The organism is Paracidovorax citrulli, from assembly GCF_900100305.1.
Taxonomy (GTDB): Bacteria; Pseudomonadota; Gammaproteobacteria; order Burkholderiales; family Burkholderiaceae_C; genus Paracidovorax; species Paracidovorax citrulli.
The window spans coordinates 199,415-213,379 of the sequence record NZ_FNEY01000001.1 but is presented as its reverse complement, the minus strand read 5'-3'; the positions used below and the strand labels follow the sequence as shown (position 1 = coordinate 213,379).

General features: G+C 68.3%; 13 protein-coding genes. 4 read left to right on the top strand and 9 right to left on the bottom strand.

Going from position 1 to position 13,965, the window contains the following annotated elements; all coding sequences use genetic code 11:
• Positions 1-171: 171 nt before the first annotated feature.
• From BLR99_RS01015 to BLR99_RS01005, 3 genes are read left to right on the top strand one after another with little or no spacing between them, the layout of a single operon-like run.
• Positions 172-744 (top strand): TRAP transporter small permease, encoded by a 573-nt coding sequence (locus BLR99_RS01015; RefSeq protein ID WP_139160123.1) that lies wholly within the window; start codon positions 172-174, stop codon positions 742-744.
• Positions 741-2,039 (top strand): TRAP transporter large permease, encoded by a 1,299-nt coding sequence (locus BLR99_RS01010; RefSeq protein WP_074686658.1) that lies wholly within the window; start codon positions 741-743, stop codon positions 2,037-2,039. The genes BLR99_RS01015 and BLR99_RS01010 overlap by 4 nt, the downstream gene beginning before the upstream one ends.
• Before the next feature lie 50 nt (positions 2,040-2,089).
• Positions 2,090-3,118, top strand: coding sequence for a DctP family TRAP transporter solute-binding subunit (locus BLR99_RS01005; protein WP_074686656.1), 1,029 nt, complete (start codon positions 2,090-2,092; stop codon positions 3,116-3,118).
• A 36-nt stretch (positions 3,119-3,154) separates the two neighbouring features.
• Here BLR99_RS01005 and BLR99_RS01000 read toward each other — a convergent pair whose 3' ends face one another.
• On the bottom strand, positions 3,155-4,978 hold the full coding sequence (locus BLR99_RS01000; RefSeq protein ID WP_041827582.1) for an ABCB family ABC transporter ATP-binding protein/permease: 1,824 nt from the start codon (positions 4,976-4,978) through the stop codon (positions 3,155-3,157).
• A 47-nt stretch (positions 4,979-5,025) separates the two neighbouring features.
• On the opposite strand from BLR99_RS01000, the gene BLR99_RS00995 reads away from it, so the two are divergent.
• Complete coding sequence (locus tag BLR99_RS00995; protein ID WP_074686654.1) at positions 5,026-5,478, top strand: acyl-CoA thioesterase; 453 nt, start codon at positions 5,026-5,028, stop codon at positions 5,476-5,478.
• 93 nt (positions 5,479-5,571) lie between these two features.
• Here BLR99_RS00995 and BLR99_RS00990 read toward each other — a convergent pair whose 3' ends face one another.
• The 8 genes from BLR99_RS00990 to BLR99_RS00955 all read right to left on the bottom strand — a co-directional run bounded on the left by BLR99_RS00990 (position 5,572) and on the right by BLR99_RS00955 (position 13,951).
• A complete protein-coding gene (locus tag BLR99_RS00990) occupies positions 5,572-6,132 on the bottom strand; it encodes a bactofilin family protein (protein ID WP_074686652.1) in 561 nt (186 codons plus the stop codon).
• 205 nt (positions 6,133-6,337) lie between these two features.
• Complete coding sequence (locus BLR99_RS00985; protein ID WP_083369963.1) at positions 6,338-7,213, bottom strand: tripartite tricarboxylate transporter substrate-binding protein; 876 nt, start codon at positions 7,211-7,213, stop codon at positions 6,338-6,340.
• 264 nt (positions 7,214-7,477) lie between these two features.
• The gene (locus tag BLR99_RS00980; protein ID WP_011797110.1) at positions 7,478-8,251 is read right to left on the bottom strand and encodes an enoyl-CoA hydratase; all 774 of its coding nucleotides are present in this window, start codon (positions 8,249-8,251) and stop codon (positions 7,478-7,480) included.
• 30 nt (positions 8,252-8,281) lie between these two features.
• Positions 8,282-9,109, bottom strand: a complete 828-nt coding sequence (locus BLR99_RS00975; RefSeq protein ID WP_041827583.1) for an acyl-CoA thioesterase — start codon at positions 9,107-9,109, stop codon at positions 8,282-8,284.
• A 188-nt stretch (positions 9,110-9,297) separates the two neighbouring features.
• Positions 9,298-10,497 carry an acetyl-CoA C-acyltransferase gene (locus tag BLR99_RS00970; RefSeq protein WP_074686648.1) on the bottom strand — a complete coding sequence of 400 codons (1,200 nt, stop codon included), beginning with the start codon at positions 10,495-10,497 and terminating at the stop codon, positions 9,298-9,300.
• 45 nt (positions 10,498-10,542) lie between these two features.
• Positions 10,543-11,064, bottom strand: a complete 522-nt coding sequence (locus tag BLR99_RS00965; RefSeq protein WP_011797113.1) for a DUF4442 domain-containing protein — start codon at positions 11,062-11,064, stop codon at positions 10,543-10,545.
• A gap of 8 nt (positions 11,065-11,072) precedes the next feature.
• Positions 11,073-13,496, bottom strand: coding sequence for a 3-hydroxyacyl-CoA dehydrogenase/enoyl-CoA hydratase family protein (locus BLR99_RS00960; protein WP_074686646.1), 2,424 nt, complete (start codon positions 13,494-13,496; stop codon positions 11,073-11,075).
• A 20-nt stretch (positions 13,497-13,516) separates the two neighbouring features.
• A complete protein-coding gene (locus BLR99_RS00955; protein ID WP_017437890.1) occupies positions 13,517-13,951 on the bottom strand; it encodes a DUF2147 domain-containing protein in 435 nt (144 codons plus the stop codon).
• Positions 13,952-13,965: the final 14 nt, after the last annotated feature.

Here is a 13,965-nt window from a genome sequence, read left to right as displayed (position 1 = left end):
GCTCCGCGGCATCCGCAAGGTCGAGCGCACTTCGGGAAATCATGTACTGCATTCGCAAGCATGCCGATCGCGCCGCGCCGCGTTGCGCCTACACTGCGCGCTGACCGTCCGGACCGGGGCGCGCGCCATGCCGCGCGCCTGGTTCCATTGCCCTCGCTCCTGCCATCTCCCATGCCTGCACCCCTGCCTTCCGGCGCAGAGGCCGACGCTTCCGCCACACCTCCCAGCCCCCCTCTGGGCGGGCAACCTTCTTCGGATACCGCCACCGAACGCTCCCTGCGCCTCGAGGACTGGCTGACAGTGGCCATCATGGCCCTGCTGGCGCTCATCACGTTCGCCAACGTGCTCGTCCGTTACTTCACCAACTCCTCCTTCGCCTGGACCGAGGAGCTCTCCGTCTTTCTGATGATCGTGCTGGCGCTGGTGGCGGGCTCGGCCGCGGTGGCGCGGGACGTGCACATCCGCATCGAGTATTTCGCCGAAGGCGGCTCCGCGGCGCGCCGGCGGCGCCTCGCGCGTTTCGGGGCCCTCTCGGTCGCCATCCTGTTCGCCGGTATCGCCGTGCTCAGCGCCCGGGTGACCTGGGACGACTGGCGCTTCGGCGAGACGTCGCCGGGCATCGGGGTGCCGCAGTGGTGGTACTCCATCTGGCTGCCGCTGCTGTCGGCCCTGATCACGCTGCGCGCCATCGGCCTCTTCCGCAGGCAGGGCGCAGCGGCCGCCACAGGGGGGGGGCGGCCATGATCGCGGCGCTGCTCTTCGCGGCCTTCCTGGGCATGATGGCCGCCGGCGTGCCGATCGGCGCCGCGCTCGGACTGGCCGGCAGCGCCGCCATCGCCATCGCCAACGCCGACTCGCCCTGGTTCGGCCTGCTGGCGGTGCCGCAGAACTTCTATGCCGGGCTCGGCAAATACCCCCTGCTCGCCATTCCCATGTTCGTGCTGGTCGGCTCGATCTTCGACCGCTCCGGCGTGGCGCTCCGCCTCGTGAACTTCGCGGTGGCCATCGTCGGCCGCGGCCCCGGCATGCTGCCACTCGTGGCCATCGCGGTGGCGATGTTCCTGGGTGGCATCTCCGGCTCCGGGCCGGCCAACGCGGCGGCCGTGGGCGGCGTGATGATCGCCGCCATGTCGCGCGCGGGCTACCCGGGCTCGTTCTCGGCCAGCGTCGTCGGCGCGGCGGCGGCCACCGACATCCTGATCCCGCCGTCGGTCGCCTTCATCATCTACTCGGTGCTGGTGCCCGGCGCCTCGGTGCCCGCCCTGTTCGCCGCCGGCATGGTGCCGGGCGTGCTCGCGGGGATCGCACTCGTCGTGCCCGCGGTGTGGCTGGCGCGCCGCCACCGCATGGGCGCACTGGAGGCCACCATGCCCCGCCCCCCTTTCTGGAAGAGCCTGCGCGAAGCCTCCTGGGGCCTGGCCGCGCCGGTGGTCATCCTCGGTGGCATGCGCGCGGGCTGGTTCACGCCCACCGAGGCGGCTGTGGTCGCGGTGTTCTACGGCCTTTTCGTGGGCATGTGCATCCACCGCACCATCGGCCTGCGCGACCTGTTCCCGATCCTGCGCGAGGCCGGCGAACTCTCGGCGGTGATCCTGCTGGTGGTTTCGCTGGCGGGCATCTTCGCGTTCTCGCTGTCCACGCTCGGGGTGATCGACCCCATCGCCAACGCCATCGTGCATTCGGGCCTGGGCGAATACGGCGTACTCGCGCTGCTGATCCTGCTGCTGATCACCGTGGGCATGTTCCTGGACGGCATCTCGATCTTCCTGATCTTCGTGCCGCTGCTTCTGCCCATCATGCAGCACTACCAGTGGAACCCCGTGTGGTTCGGGGTGATCCTCACCCTCAAGGTGGCGCTCGGCCAGTTCACGCCGCCGCTGGCCGTGAACCTCATGGTGTCCTGCCGCATCGCGGGCGTGCGCATGGAGTCCACCGTGCGCTGGGTGGGCCCCATGCTGCTGGCCATGTTCCTCGTGATGGTGGCCGTCATCGCCTTTCCGCAACTGGCCCTCTGGCTGCCGGCGCGCCTGGGCTATTGAAGCCGCGCGCTTTTTCCCTTCCGAAACCGACGATCCACAGGAGACGACTCATGCAACTGCGCACCTTCCTTGCCACCGCCGTGGCCGCCGCGGCCGCACTCGCGTTCAGTGCCGCACCGGCCGCCGCGCAGAACTACAAGAGCGAATACCGCATGTCGCTGGTGGTGGGCACCGCCTTCCCCTGGGGCAAGGGTGGCGAACTCTGGGCGAACAAGGTGCGCGAGCGCACGCAGGGTCGCATCAACATCAAGCTCTATCCGGGCGTCTCGCTCATCCAGGGTGACCAGACCCGCGAGTTCAGCGCGCTGCGACAGGGCGTGATCGACATGGCCGTGGGCTCCACCATCAACTGGTCGCCGCAGGTCAAGGCGCTCAACCTCTTCTCCCTGCCCTTCCTCTTCCCCGACTACGCCTCGGTGGACGCGGTCACGCAGGGCGAAGTCGGCAAGAGCATCTTCCAGACCCTCGAAAAAGCCGGCGTGGTGCCGCTCGCCTGGGGCGAGAACGGCTACCGCGAGATCTCCAACTCCAAGCGGCCCATCAAGACTCCCGCCGACCTCAAGGGGTTGAAGGTCCGCGTGGTCGGCTCGCCGCTGTTCCTCGACACCTTCACGGCGCTGGGAGCCAACCCCACCCAGATGAGCTGGGCCGACGCGCAACCCGCCATGGCCAGCGGCGCCGTGGACGGCCAGGAAAACCCCTTGTCCATCTACCTGGCCGCCAAGCTCTACACCGTGGCCCAGAAACATGTGACCCTGTGGGGTTACATGAACGATCCGCTCATCTTCGTGGTGAACAAGGACATCTGGAATTCGTGGACGCCCGCGGACCGCGAGATCGTTCGCCAGGCTGCCATCGAGGCCGGCAAGGAAGAAATCGCCATCGCGCGCAAGGGCCTGATCGAGACGGACAAGCCCCTGCTCAAGGAGATCGCCAGCCACGGCGTCACCGTGACGCAGCTCACCCCCGACGAGCGGCAGGCCTTCGTGCAGGCCACCCGCCCGGTCTTCGACAAGTGGAAGGGACAGATCGGCGCGGACCTCGTGAACGCGGCGGAAAAGGCGGTGGCGAAGAAGTAGCGCACTCCCGGGCGCCACGGCGCTTCCCGGCAGGGGTCACTCTTCTCGCGACTGCTGGCGCCACATGTCCGCATAGCGCCCCCCGAGCGCCAGCAACCGCGCGTGCGTGCCGCGCTCGACGAGCCGGCCCGCATCCATGACCAGGATCTCGTGCGCATCCACCACGGTCGAGAGGCGGTGGGCGACGAGCAGAACCGTCTTGCCCTGGGCGGCGCTGCGCAGTTCGGCCTGTATCGCCCGCTCGTTGGCCGTATCGAGCGCGGAGGTGGCCTCGTCGAACACGAGGATGGGCGGGTTCTTGAGCAGCGTGCGGGCGATGGCCACGCGCTGCTTTTCCCCGCCCGACAGCTTCAGGCCCCGCTCGCCCACCTGCGTGGCATATCCCGCCGGCAGCCCTGCGATGAAATCGTGGATGCGCGCGGCGCGCGCCGCGGCCTCGATCTCCGCCTGCGAGGCACCCGGCCTGCCATAGGCGATGTTGTAGGCGATGGTTTCGTTGAACAGCACCGTGTCCTGCGGCACGGCCCCCACGGCGCGGCGCAGGCTGTCCTGGGTGACCTGGCGGATGTCCTGTCCGTCGATGGTGATGCTCCCGGCCTGCACGTCGTAGAAGCGGAACAGCAGCCGCGCGAGCGTGGACTTGCCCGAGCCCGAGGGTCCGACCACCGCCACCGTGCGGCCGGGAGGAATCTCGAAATCGACGCCGTGCAGGATGGTGCGCGCCGGCTCATAGGCGAAATGCACGCCCTCGAAACGCACCGACGGCGCGGACGCGCCCAGCGACAGCGGCGGTGCCTGCGGCGCGTCCCGCACTTCCTGATCGCGGTCCATGAGCGTGAACATCTTGTCCAGATCGGTCAGGCTCTGCTTGATCTCGCGGTAGATCACGCCCAGGAAGTTGAGGGGAATGTAGAGCTGGATCATGAAGGCGTTCACCATCACCAGGTCCCCCAGTGTCATGCGGCCGTCGGCCACGCCCTGCGCCGCGCGCCACAGCATGGCGACCAGGGCCGTGGCGATGATGAGCTGCTGGCCCGCGTTGAGCAGCGACAGCGACGTCTGGCTCTTGAGCCTCGCACGCCGCAACTGCTCCAGGCTTTCGTCGTACCGGCGCACCTCGAAAGGCTCGTTGTTGAAGTACTTGACGGTTTCGTAGTTCAGCAGCGAATCCACGGCCTTGGTGTGGGCCGCGGAGTCGAAGGCGTTGGCTTCGCGGCGAAAACGCGTGCGCCACTCGGTGAGCATCACGGTGAACAGGATGTAGCAGGCCAGCGCGGCCAGCGTGATCCAGGCAAAGGCGGGATCGAATTTCCCCCCGAGTACCGCCAGGACCAGGAACACTTCGATGAGCGTGGCCCCGATATTGAAGAGCGTGAAGGAGATCAGCGATTCGATGCCGCGCACCCCGCGCTCGATGTCGCGCGTCATCCCCCCGGTCTGGCGCTCCAGGTGGAAGCGCAGGCTGAGCGCATGCAGATGCTCGAAGGTCTGCAGCGCGATACGGCGCGCGGCACCCTGCGTGGCCTTGGCAAAGACGAGTTCGCGCAACTCGGTGAAGACCGATGTGCTCAGCCGCAGCAGCCCGTAGGCCGCCAGCAGCCCGGCGGGAACCACCACGAGCGCGGCGGCGGAACCCGGCGCCGGGGCCATGGCGTCCACGATGCGCTTGAGCAGCAGCGGCACGCCGACGTTCGCGAGCTTGGCGCCAATGACGAACACGAGCGCCGCCAGGACCCGCCAACGGTAGTGCAGCAGATAGGGAATCAGGCGGGCGATCGTGGCGCGGTCGCTGCGGGCGGCAACGGGCATGGCCGCCGCAGCGGAGGGAGAGGCAGTGGTTGGGTCGCCGTGGGGGCGCATGGGGGACAATCCCGGTCGTTGTTTGTTCTTACCGAGAGATTGTGCCTATGACCTCCACGCTGCCCACGCAAAGCGCCCTGCCCACCGACAAGGAACTGGTGCTGAAAGTGATCCCCATGCCCGCGGATTGCAATGCCAACGGCGACATTTTCGGCGGCTGGGTGATGGCGCAGGTGGACCTGGCGGGCTCCGTGCTGCCCGCGCGCCACGTGCAGGGCCGCATGGCGACCGTGGCGGTCAACGAGTTCGTCTTCAAGCAGCCCGTGCGGGTGGGAGACATCCTCTCGTTCTTTTCCACCATCACGCGCATCGGCCGCACATCGGTGACCGTGGAGGTGGAGGTGTATGCGGAGCGATTCGCGGCCCAGGGCCGCTACGTGAAGGTGACGGAAGCGCGGCTCACCTACGTCGCGATCGACGCCTCGGGCAAGCCGCGGCCGGTTCCGCGCCCGGCGGGGAACGCCCCCGGGGGTGCCAGCGTGGCCGCCGATGCCGCCTGATCCAGACAGGCACCATTTCCGCGGGCCGTGCCCCGCGGCGGCGCCCCAGGCGAGAGCAAGGCGCCCCCTGCGGAGGCTGCCGTGTACCGGGAATCAGGCAGCCAGCGGCTGCGCCTCGCCGCGGGAGACATTCGCAGCGGAATGGTTCTGGGAACGCACCGAACCGACCGTTCCGGCCTCGATCTCGCCGGCCAGCTGTCCACCCTCCTCGATCACCACCTTGCCGTAGCGGATCTTGCCGTTGACCTTGCCGGTGCTGTAGATGACGAGCTTCTGCCGGACGGTGAGCGTGCCGTCGAACTCCCCGTGGATTTCGGCGATGTCGATCTCGGCCGAGCCCCGAAAGGCGCCCTGTTCCGCGATCTGGATCACGCGAGAGTCCATGGTGGCCTCCACCGTTCCTTCGACGACGAGCGTGTCGCAGTCGGTGATCTCCACGCCCTTGAGCTTGATGTTCGGGCCGACGGTGAGCTTGCTGCCCGCCCCTTCCGACGCGGCGCTGGCCGCGGGCTTCTGGACCGCAGGCTGTGCGGTGGGGGCGGTGGACGCGGCGCCGTTCACCGCGCTGCCGGAACCGCCGAGCATCGAGGTGGGCTGGCGGGGCTGGAAGGACTCGGGTTCACGCTTGCCGAAGAAGGGGTTTTGCACGGCCATCAGATCTCCTTGGAAAAAGTCTGTCCGATGCTAGGAGGCCGCCCCCGGCAAAAATCCACGCGTTACGCAAGAACGGTAACCAAACCCTTCGATCGTTGCATGCACTTGCAGGGCTTGCAGCGTCATACAGCGCCGCGCCGGTGCGTAGGCTGCCGACGCCCCCGCATGTCGGCCAAAAAAGGCTGACATCCCGGCGTTCCTCGGTTCAGGGCTGGAAGCCCGACCGGCGGACCACTGGTACCCACTGCGCCCTGTAGGCCGCCAGCATCTGCACCGTCTGCTCGCGGGACAAGGCCACGGGCACCATGTCCGCAGCAGTGAACCGCGCCTGCAAGGCCTTGTCTCCCATGGCTTGGAAGACGGCATCGGCTATGCGCCGCGCACGCGGCGCCGGCAGCCACGCGGGCGCGTAGAGGGCGTTCCAGCCCTGCGCCGACAGCGCGAGGCCCGCCTCCTTGAAGGTGGGCACGGTGGACAGCGCAGGCACGCGCTGGTCGTCGGACATCGCCAGAACGCGCAGTTTGCCTGCCTTGTGCAGCGGCTCCAGTGCGTCCAGCGTATCGATGGCCATCGGCACGTGCCCGGCCATGAGGTCTTCGAGCAGCGGGCCGGAGCCCCGGTAGCCCACGACGGGCAGCGTCAGGCCGAGCTGCTCGGCCAGCATGAGCGCGAAGAAATGGGGCAGGCTGCCGGTGGCCGGGATGCCGGCGGAGAGCTTGTCCCGGTGGGCCAGCATCCAGGCATGCAAATGGGAGAAATCGCGCACCTGCGCGCCCGCGCCCACTGCCACACCGAACGCATAGCGCGTGATCTGGGAGAGCACCACGTAATCCTTGTCGGGATCGTAGCCGTTGTCCTTGAAGACCAGGGGGGCGACCAGCATGGTGGCCGGGTTGGCCAGCACGACCACGTTCTGGCCGGTGTTTTCGCGGTGCAGCTGCTGCAACGCGAGCCGGCCGCCTGCACCGACCCGGTTGTCCACGGTCACCAGCACGCCCAGGCGAGGCGCCAGGGCCTCGGCCAGCAATCGGGCCGCGCGATCGGAAGAGCCGCCCGGCGGGTACGGCACCACCAGGCGCAACGCCCCCCCTTCCAACGGCCCGGCCGGGGCCTGGGACCGAGCCGGTCGCCATGGCGCGGCCACTGCGGCTCCGGCCAGCAGCCCCCACCGGAGCCACGTCCGGCGATGAACGGTCGAGGCGTCAGCAGAAGAGGTACGGGGCGTGCGAATCATGCCGGCAGCATCCGTTGATGGCTATGTCGCCGAATGTAGCGCCGACCAGCCGTTTTCGGCACGTATCGTTACCCCGGAGATACGCCGCCCGCCGGGATGGGCGAAACGCGTTCAGCTGGCGCTGAAGTCGGGCCGGCGCTTCTGCATGAACGCCGTGAAGGCTTCGCGGGCGGCCGGCTCCTGGAGCATCCGCCCGAAGACGGCGCCTTCCTCGGCGATGCGCTCGAGCAGGGGCGCGGTCTGGTCTTTCTTCATGAGGCGCTTGGTCTCGATGAGGGACGACAATGGCTTGGCCGCGAGCTTGCGCGCCTGCGTCTGGGCCACCATGTTGCATTCCGTCGGGGGCACGACGCGGTTCACGAGGCCCACTTCGAGCGCGGCTTCGGCCATGAACGGCTCGCCCAGCAGCAGGGCCTCGGCGGCGCGGTGGTAGCCCATCATGCGTGGCACCAGCAGGCTGGAGCCGGCTTCGGGGCACAGGCCCAGGTTCACGAACGGCATCGAGAACGCCGCATTGTCGCCCGCATAGACGAGATCGCAGTGCAGCAGCATGGTCGTGCCGATCCCCACCGCCGGGCCGCACACGGCCGCCACCACCGGTTTCGGGAACGTGGCGATCGCCCGCAGGAACCGGAACACCGGCGACTCCTGCGTGGAAGGCGGATTGTCGAGGAAATCCCCGATGTCGTTGCCGGCGCTGAAGATGGCCACATCGCCCTGGAGCACCACCACGCGCACGGCGACATCCTGCGCCGCGGCCTCGAAGGCGTCCGCCAGCGCGGCATACATGGCGCGCGTGATGGAGTTCTTCTTGTCCACCCGGTTGAACGTGATGGTGGTCACGCCGGATTCGACGTGCGTGAGGATGTCCTGGGATGCGGTCATGGGCGATGCTCCTGCGCTTTCTTTATTCATTCATTCTTTGTAGTAGACGATCTGGTGGCTGCTCGCGAGCATGGTGCCGCCCTGGTTCCAGAGCTGCACTGTCTGGTCGAAGAACCCGTTGCGGAATTCCTGCGCACGGGCCTGGCCCAGCAGGTAGCCGGCTCCCGTGTCCGCCAGCTGCTCGCGGCTGGCATGGAAGTACACGGTGAGCGATACCGTGCCGGCCGGCACCTGGCGCGCGCGGCGCAGCCACACGCGGGGAAAGAATACATCGGCCAGCGCGGCGAGTGCGCAGAAGTCGAGCGGCCGCGCGGGCTCGTCGCGCATCCACAGCTGGCTCAGGCTGCTGTCGCCGCCGCCGTCCCAGCGCGAGGGCAGCGCGCCGGCCACCGGCCGCAGGTCGTAGCGGTCGAGCCACTTCACGGGCATGCCGCGCAGCACGCGCTCCAGGCCGTCGGGGCCCGCCACCTCGGGCATCGGGGTGTCGGGCAGGCTCCAGGTCTCGCGGCGCACCGCGGTGACGGCCGTGGCCGTGGTGGTCACCACCGGCTCGCCGTCGGCCCCGGGCTGCAGCACCGACAGCGTCCAGTGCTGCGTGGAACGGTTCGTGCGCACGGGCACGGCCTGCACCGTGAACTCACCCTCGGCGATGGCGCCGGCATAGTTCACGGTGAGCGACAGCGGATCGCCCAGGCGCTGCGGATGCTGCATCACGGCCTGCAGCAGCACCGCGGCCGTGATGCCGCCGAACGGCCCGACCATGTTCCAGTAGGCGGGCGACGTGCGCGCCGTGTAGCGGCCGGGCCCGGCTTCCGTGAGCGCCAGCGCGTCGTCCAGTGGGTGCAGAGAATCGGTCATGGTGAGCGAGTGTGCCGTGGTTGCAAACGGTTGGCCGTCGTACCGGTGACTGGACAAAGGCAGAGCGCCCACGGTATTGGCCAGCAGACGCCGTGGATCTGGCTTCGCCAGGCCACCGGCGTCGTCCCCCTTCCCGCGCGCCAGCGCGAGAGAAGGGGGAAGCGGCGAAGCCGCTCAGGGGGATGTACTCACACCCTTTCGAAGATGCCCGCAGCGCCCTGCCCCATGCCCACGCACATCGTGACCATGCCGTATTTCAGGTTCTTTCTGCGCAGCGCATGCACGACCGTGGCCGAGCGGATGGCGCCCGTGGCGCCCAGCGGATGGCCCAGCGCGATGGCGCCGCCCATCGGATTCACCTTGGCCGGGTCCAGGCCCAGCTGGCGCAGCACGGCGAGCGACTGCGCGGCGAAGGCCTCGTTCAGCTCGAACCAGTCGATGTCCTGCTGATTCAGGCCGGCATAGCGCAGCGCGGCCGGGATGGCCTCGATCGGGCCGATGCCCATGATGCTCGGCGGCACGCCCTTGCTGGCGAAGCTGACGAAACGCGCCAGCGGGGTCAGGCCGAAGCGCTTCACGGCCGATTCGCTCGCGAGGATCAGCGCACCGGCGCCGTCACTGGTCTGTGAACTGTTGCCGGCCGTGACCGAGCCGCGCGCGGCGAACACCGTCTTGAGCTTGGCGAGCCCCTCCAGACTGGTGTCGGGCCGCGCGCCCTCGTCCAGCGTCACCGTACGGGTCTTCGCGACGCTCTCGCCCGACTCCAGGTCCGCGGTGCGGTCGGTCACTTCGATCGGCGTGATCTCGTCCGTGAATTCGCCCGCCTTCTGCGCGGCCAGCGCCCGCTGGTGCGACTGCAGCGCGAAGGCATCCTGGTCCTCGCGCGACACCTTCCACTGCTGGGCGACCTTCTCGGCCGTCAGGCCCATGCCGTAGGCGATGCCCACGTCGCCGTCCTTCGCGAAGATGCTGGGCGAGAGCGACGGCGTATTGCCCATCATCGGCACCATGCTCATGCTCTCGACACCCGCGGCGATCATCACCTCGGCCTCGCCCACGCGGATGCGGTCGGCGGCCATCTGCACGGCCGAGAGGCCCGAGGCGCAGAAGCGGTTGACGGTGATGCCGCCCACGCTGGTGGGCAGCCCCGCCAGCACGGCGCCGATGCGCGCCACGTTCAGGCCCTGTGCGCCCTCGGGAATCGCGCAACCGCAGATGATGTCCTCGATGGCGGCCGGGTCCAGCCCCGGCACCTGGGCCAGCGCGGCCTTCAGGGTCGTGGCCAGCAGGTCGTCGGGCCGGGTGTTGCGGAAGTAGCCGCGGTGCGACTTGCCGATGGGCGTGCGCGTGGCGGCGACGATGTAGGCGTCCTGCATTTGTTTTGCCATGGAGAAGGCTCCTTCAATCGATCCGTCGATCGGTCAGTCAATCGTTTACCTGGCGGGGCGGCTGGAGGGAACCCAGGCCCACGTGAATTCGCATTGCACCGGCTCGGCCCCGGACTCGTCCGTCACCGTGACCGGCACCTGCAGCTCGCCCTTGTCGGCGTCCCGCATCGCCTGGCGCTGCGCGTCGGTGAGCACCGCCACCGCGCGCAGCGCGCCCTTGGCACGCTGGCGGAAGGCCATCTTCATGTCCTTGGCGAGCGGCACGCAGTCGTCCCGCACGTTCAGCCCGACGGCCATGCCGGTGGCCGTCTCGGCCAGCAGGTTCATGGCCGAGGCATGGATGCCGCCGATGTGGTTCTGCACGCGCTGCACGTTGGGCAGGCGCACTTCCACGCGGTGCGGCGACATCTCGACGAACTCCACGCGCGCCGTCTTCGTGAACGGCACGGCGCGCCGCAGCACCAGGTTGCGCACCCAGGGGCGCAGGAACTCCGGGAACTCGTCCACCTGTTCCAGCTGCAGTTGCAGGCGGTTCGGCGCGAAAGAGGCGGCGGGGACGGCGGTCATGCGGGAGGTCAATTGCGTACCGGCTTGCCGGTGTTCAGCATGCCCAGGATGCGCTCCTGCGTCTTGGGATGCTGGATGAGCGCGCAGAACGCCTTGCGCTCCAGCGCCATCAGGTACTCCTCGCTCACCAGCGTGCCGGCATCCACATCGCCGCCGCAGACAATTTCGGCGATCAGCGTGGCGATGTGCTGGTCGTGGTCGCTGATGAAGCCACCGTCGCGCATGTTCACCAGCGAGCCGCGGATGGTGGCGATGCCGCTGCGCCCGGCGACCGGGAAGAGGCGCTTGTTCGGCGCGCGCCAGCCGCTGGCGGCCATGGCCTTCGCCTCGTTCAGCGCCACGAACAGCACCTCGTCCTTGTGCGGCACGACGATGTCGCTCTCCAGCAGGTAGCCGAGCTTGCGCGATTCCAGCGCGCTGGTTCCCACCTTGGCCATCGCGGCGGCGGTGAAACCCTCCGTGAGGAAGGGCAGCAGGTCCTTGCCCGTGGAGGCCGCGGCATTCTCCGCCGCGCGGCGGGCGATGTAGGTCAGCCCGCCAGCGCCCGGCACCAGGCCCACGCCCACCTCGACCAGGCCGATATAGCTTTCCATGTGGGCCACGCGGCGCGACGAATAGACGGCCAGCTCGCAGCCGCCGCCCAGCGCCATGCCGTGGATGGCAGACACCACCGGCACCTGGGCATAGCGCAGGCGCAGCATCAGGTTCTGCAGCTCCTGCTCGACGCCTTCGATCGCCGAGACGCCGGCCACGACGAAGGCCGGCATGGTGGCCTGCAGGTCGGCGCCCACGCTGAAGGGCGCGTCGCCGGACCAGATCACCAGGCCGTCGTAGTCGCGCTCGGCGGTGTCGATGGCCTCCATCAGCCCTTCCATCACGTCGGGGCTGATCGCATGCATCTTGCTCTTGATGCTGGCGATGAGAATCCGGCCACCGGAGGAGCCTCGATCCTTATCGAGCGTCCAGGTGCGCAGCGCGTCGGATTCGGACACCGTCGTGCCGGCCGTGCGCCAGTCGGGCAGATTGCTCTCGCCCAGCAGGCGCTCGGGGAAGTGCTGGCGCTCATAGACAGGCAGCTGGCGGCGCGGAACGAACTTCGACTTCGACGCGCTCCACGATCCTTCGGCGGTGTGCACGCCGCCGGCCTCGGCCACCGGCCCCTTGAACACCCACTCGGGCAGCGGCGCCTTGCTGAGCGCCGTGCCCGCGTCGATGTCCTCCTGGATCATCTTCGCCACCTCGAGCCAGCCGGCCTCCTGCCACAGCTCGAACGGGCCCTGCTTCATGCCGAAGCCCCAGCGCATCGCCTGGTCCACGTCACGCGCGTTGTCGGCAATCGTTGCCAGATGCACGGCGGCGTAGTGGAAGCTGTTGCGCAGGATCGCCCACAGGAAACGGCCCTGCGCACCCTCGGCATTGCGCAGCAGCTTCAGGCGCTCCGCGGCGGGCTTCTTCAGCATGCGGCCATAGACCTCGTCGGCCTTCTGGCCGCCGGGCACGTAGTCGCCTTCGGACAGGTCGAAACGCAGGATATCCCGGCCCACCTTCTTGTAGAAGCCGGCCTTGGACTTCTGGCCCAGGTGCTTCATCTCGATGAGTTTGTTCAGCACCTCGGGCGTGCCGAAGCTGCCGTAGAACGGGTCGGTCTCTTCGGACAGGTTGTCCTGCAGCGTCTTGATGACGTGCGCCATCGTATCGAGCCCCACCACGTCGGCCGTGCGGAAGGTGCCGCTGGAAGCGCGCCCCAGCTTCTTGCCCGTGAGGTCGTCCACCACGTCGTAGGTGAGGCCGAAATTCTCCACCTCCTTCATCGTCGCCAGCATGCCGGCGATGCCGACGCGGTTGGCGATGAAGTTGGGCGTGTCGTGCGCGCGCACCACGCCCTTGCCCAGGCCGCTCGTGACGAAGGCTTCGAGCTGGTCCAGCACTTCCGCCTTGGTGGTGGGCGTGTCGATCAACTCCACCAGCGTCATGTAGCGCGGCGGGTTGAAGAAGTGGATGCCGCAGAAGCGCGGCTTGATCGCATCGGGCAGCGCCTCGGAGAGCTTCGTGATCGACAGGCCCGAGGTATTGGACGCCACGATGGCGTTCGGCGCGACGAAGGGCGCGATCTTCCTGTAGAGGTCGAGCTTCCAGTCCATGCGCTCGGCGATCGCCTCGATGATGAGGTCGCAGCCGCGCAGCTGCTCCAGGTGTTCTTCGTAGTTGGCCTGGCCGATCAGCGCGGCATCGTCCGCCACGCCCAGCGGCGAGGGCTTGAGCTTTTTCAGGCCCTCGACGGCCTTGGTGACGATGCCGTTCTTCGGGCCTTCCTTGGCAGGCAGGTCGAACAGCACCACGGGCACCTTCACGTTGGCGAGGTGGGCGGCGATCTGCGCGCCCATCACGCCCGCGCCGAGCACGGCGACTTTCTTCACTTGGAATCGGGACATGGTGGTTTCTCGTGAATGGGTTACTGCACGCGCTGCCAGACCTGCGTGCGCCAGAAGGGCCCCAGGTAGCCGCGCACTTCCAGCCTGGCGCCGCCGTCGATGGGCGTGAAGCTGGCACGGTATTCCTTGCCATTCTCGGGGTCGAGGATCTTGCCCCCTTCCCACAGGTCCTTGCCTTCGGCCTTCTTGCCGCCGCGGATGATCTCCAGCCCGGCGATGGGCTGGCCCTTGCGGTCATCGGTGCATTCCTGGCACGTGGCGCCGGGCTGGGTGTCTTTCTTGAGCGACTTTTCGATGCGGCCCGACAGCGCGCCATCCGCCTCGGTGATGCGGATCTCGGCCTTCGCCTCGCCAGTCTTGTCATCGATGCTGCGCCATGTCCCCACCGGGGACATCTGGGCCCAGGAGGGCAGCGCGGCGGCTGCCAAGGCAATAGCCAACAAAGCGGTTCTCATAGCGGCATCCCTGT

Coding starts and splice junctions, on each gene's coding strand:
- BLR99_RS00955 (WP_017437890.1), bottom strand. CDS start 13,951: ATGAGAACCGCTTTGTTGGCTATTGCCTTGGCAGCCGCCGCGCTGCCC.
- BLR99_RS00970 (WP_074686648.1), bottom strand. CDS start 10,497: ATGGCAAAACAAATGCAGGACGCCTACATCGTCGCCGCCACGCGCACG.
- BLR99_RS00990 (WP_074686652.1), bottom strand. CDS start 6,132: ATGGCCGTGCAAAACCCCTTCTTCGGCAAGCGTGAACCCGAGTCCTTC.
- BLR99_RS00980 (WP_011797110.1), bottom strand. CDS start 8,251: ATGACCGCATCCCAGGACATCCTCACGCACGTCGAATCCGGCGTGACC.
- BLR99_RS00975 (WP_041827583.1), bottom strand. CDS start 9,109: ATGACCGATTCTCTGCACCCACTGGACGACGCGCTGGCGCTCACGGAA.
- BLR99_RS00960 (WP_074686646.1), bottom strand. CDS start 13,496: ATGTCCCGATTCCAAGTGAAGAAAGTCGCCGTGCTCGGCGCGGGCGTG.
- BLR99_RS01010 (WP_074686658.1), top strand. CDS start 741: ATGATCGCGGCGCTGCTCTTCGCGGCCTTCCTGGGCATGATGGCCGCC.
- BLR99_RS00995 (WP_074686654.1), top strand. CDS start 5,026: ATGACCTCCACGCTGCCCACGCAAAGCGCCCTGCCCACCGACAAGGAA.
- BLR99_RS01000 (WP_041827582.1), bottom strand. CDS start 4,978: ATGCGCCCCCACGGCGACCCAACCACTGCCTCTCCCTCCGCTGCGGCG.
- BLR99_RS01015 (WP_139160123.1), top strand. CDS start 172: ATGCCTGCACCCCTGCCTTCCGGCGCAGAGGCCGACGCTTCCGCCACA.
- BLR99_RS00965 (WP_011797113.1), bottom strand. CDS start 11,064: ATGACCGCCGTCCCCGCCGCCTCTTTCGCGCCGAACCGCCTGCAACTG.
- BLR99_RS01005 (WP_074686656.1), top strand. CDS start 2,090: ATGCAACTGCGCACCTTCCTTGCCACCGCCGTGGCCGCCGCGGCCGCA.